Genomic DNA, 2,938 nt, shown 5'->3' with positions numbered 1-2,938 from the left:
GCCTTCCCCTTGAAGCAAGAGCTCCCCGCGGTGGCCCCCTCCCGCGCCATGCCGGAGGCACGCTACCAGGAGCTCCTGGCCAAGGCCGAGGCCTATCCCCTCGCCTACTGGCGACCCCTCCTTCGCGTCCTCCTCGTCCTCCTGGGCGAGGTGGGCCTCACCGTGAAGGAGGCGGTGGAGCTCTGGAGGGAGGACGTGCGGGAAAAAAGCCTCCTGGTCCGGGGCACCAGGCTCCGGGAAGTCCCCCTACCCCCCTTCGCCCGAGAAGTCCTCCTGGACTGGCTCCCCCAGCGCGACTTCCTCGCCTCCCACCAGCCCCTCCCCTTCCCCCATCTCCTCCTCAAACCCGCCCCAGGCAAGCACCGGGGCAAGCCCTTGGGGTTCCTCGAGGCTAAGTGGGTCCTCAAGGAGTTCGCCGCCTTCGCCGGCCTCAAAGAAAGCCTGACCGACCGCAGACGAATAGACCTGGTCCTCGGCCTACGCTGGCGCGCCATCCGCCGCTTCCTCAAAGAAGGCCACCCCAAGGAAAAGGTGGCCTACTGGACGGGGATGAAAAGCCTGGTGCTGCCGGGGTGGGAGGAGGGGTGAGGGGAGGGAAGGCCCTCCAGACGATCTCGTGGAGGCACCTGTGCCGCATCTCCTCTTTCCCCGGCAGGATAGGCCAGGACACCGCGACCTGGCAAGGCTCGGGAGGCGGGGAAGGTCCAGGCCGCTTCCTCGCGCGCGTAGGTCCCCGGAGAACCTCCGCTAAGGTAGGCAGCGACTTTTCCTTGACCCGAGCCCCCGTGGCAGCCTGCGGACGCCCTCCTGCCTACCGTCCCCCTGGCGCTCTGGGTACCCAAGGGGCTCCGCGCCTCCGTTGCCCTACCCGGAACGGGTGGTCCCTAGGGGTCTTTGTACCCTCAGCAGGAGAAAACGGGGGCGGGGTGGACCGCCCCCGCTTCGCCAGCACGCCTTCAAGGGGACGCGCACACCCCGTTGGCCGAGGTATGGATAAAGATGCCGCTACCGAAGGCTACGGACATGGCCGTAGCGTCTTGGCAATGAGTCTCCACGAGCCGCCAGTTTTGCCCGTCGCTAGAAACAAGCACTGTAGGGAAGACCCCGCTGCCCGCCAACACCACCCCGTTGCCGTAGGTCAGGTCGTCGAGGCCGCCCACATCAGAGAAGACCTGGAAGCTCCAGTTCACCCCATCGCTGGAGGTGCCCAAAAGGCCGCTGTCGCCTACCATCACGAACTTGCCCCAGTCGGGGACATAAAGGATCTCGTTAGGCATCAGCGGCTGGCCCCAAGGATCTTGGGGGGTGTTAAGCTCGCTTATGGTCCACGTGCTGCCATCGTAGACAAATAGGGCTGGCCTGGGGGAGTTAGAGGTCGTCAAAAGGACCCCGACTCCCACGTACTTGCCCATTCCGTAGGTCAGGCCGTGCAAGCCAACCTGTGTATACCCGCTGGGCACTGGGATGGGCAAGGAGTTCCAGGTGTAGCCTCCGTCCTGCGAGAACCAAATCGTGTTATTTAGAACATGGTATGGCGGCATCGCCCAGAGCCGGTCGTTAAGGTAGCGCACTTTCTCAAAACGCATGGCGTCGTTGCAGGAGGAGGGCCTAGCCCCCGAGACGATTTGCCAGGTCTGGGCATTGTCGGCGGAGACCAGGATGGTGCCAGACGATCCCACCGCCACCCAGGTTTGGTGAACGGGGTCGTAGGTCACACCCCGGAGCCCACCGCACAATGGCCCGCCGACGGAGGAGGCTTCGTAGACCTTGGTGAAGTTGCGGTTCTGCGGGTTATAAACGTAGATGCGGCTGTAGCCGTCGTAGCCGTTTTCCCCAGCCACCACGAAGATCCCGTTGCCGTAGGCCACCCGTTGAAAGTTGAGGTTGGCAACCCCGATATGGGTCCACACGTCCACGGTGAGGGGCTGCTCCCGCACGATGCTCCCCGAGCTCGCCCTGAGCCGCACCGCGTACCCCTTACCCGCGCCAAAGAGGGGGATGGTATTGTCCGCGAGCACGTAGACGCCGAAGTACTGGTTTCCCGTCACGTTCACGCTGGCCGGGTCTAGGCTCAGCCCTGGCACCGGGTTGCCCTGGTCATCAACGATTGAAAGATTCACTTGTCCCTGGAAGCCGTTCTGGGCGGTGAAGGTGAGGCCCACCCAGTTGTAGCTCCTCAACGAGGGGTCGCGGGCAGTGGTCACCGAGGACTTGCCCAGGGAGAAGTCAAAGCTCGGGGGCAGGACCACCTGAACGGTGAGGGGTTTCTCTTGGACCAGGCTTCCCCCCTGGGCCCGCACCTTGAGGCGGTAGGTGTTGGGCGCTACCCCCTGCTCGGCGCGCACGGTGGCGGTCACGGTCACGCTCCCCCCGGCCTGGAGGCTGATGGGAGAGGGGTTGGTGGCGGTGAGGCTGAGGCCCTGGGGCAGGGGGTCCTGCCCGTCGGCCAGGCTGAGCGTGACCTGCCCCTGGAAGCCGTTCTGGGAGGTGAGGGTCACCTGGAAGGTGGCCGTGCCGCCCTGGGGGACCGTGAGGGGGTTGGGGTTGGGGTCGGAAAGGGCGAAGCTGGGGGGCGGGCTGACGGTCACGGTCAGGTCCGCCTCCCTGGTGAGGTTTTGCGCCGTGCCCCGCACCTTGAGCCGGTAGGTGCCCGTGGGGGTGGAGGAGAGGGCAGAGAAGGTCAGGGTCTGGGTCACGGGGTTCGCTCCGGAAACCTGGACGCTCGGGGGCGAGAGGGTGAGGCCCTGGGGCACCTGGTCCTGCCCCGCCACCAGGGAGAGGGCCACCGTCCCGGTAAAGCCGTTCTGGGGGGTAACGGTGAGGGTCGTGGTGTTGCTAGACCCCTGCTGCACCGTGAGGCTCGTAGGGTTCAGGGAGAGGGTGAAGCTGGGGGGCGGGGGCGGGGCGTTCACCGTGAGGGTCAGGTCCCGCTCCGCCG

General features: G+C 65.9%; 1 protein-coding gene and 1 pseudogene. One reads left to right on the top strand and one right to left on the bottom strand.

Annotated elements, in window-relative coordinates; genetic code table 11:
- On the top strand, positions 1-588 hold a 588-nt coding region (locus tag H531_RS0112330; protein ID WP_022799616.1), incomplete at its 5' end, for a hypothetical protein.
- A gap of 368 nt (positions 589-956) precedes the next feature.
- Here H531_RS0112330 and H531_RS14570 read toward each other — a convergent pair.
- Positions 957-2,938, bottom strand: a pseudogene (locus H531_RS14570) (hypothetical protein); the annotation flags it as partial.

Origin of the sequence: Thermus islandicus DSM 21543 (genome assembly GCF_000421625.1) — a bacterium.
GTDB lineage: Bacteria > Deinococcota > Deinococci > Deinococcales > Thermaceae > Thermus > Thermus islandicus.
Note: the sequence above shows the minus strand (reverse complement) of the source record. Positions and strands in the feature narration are given on the sequence as shown.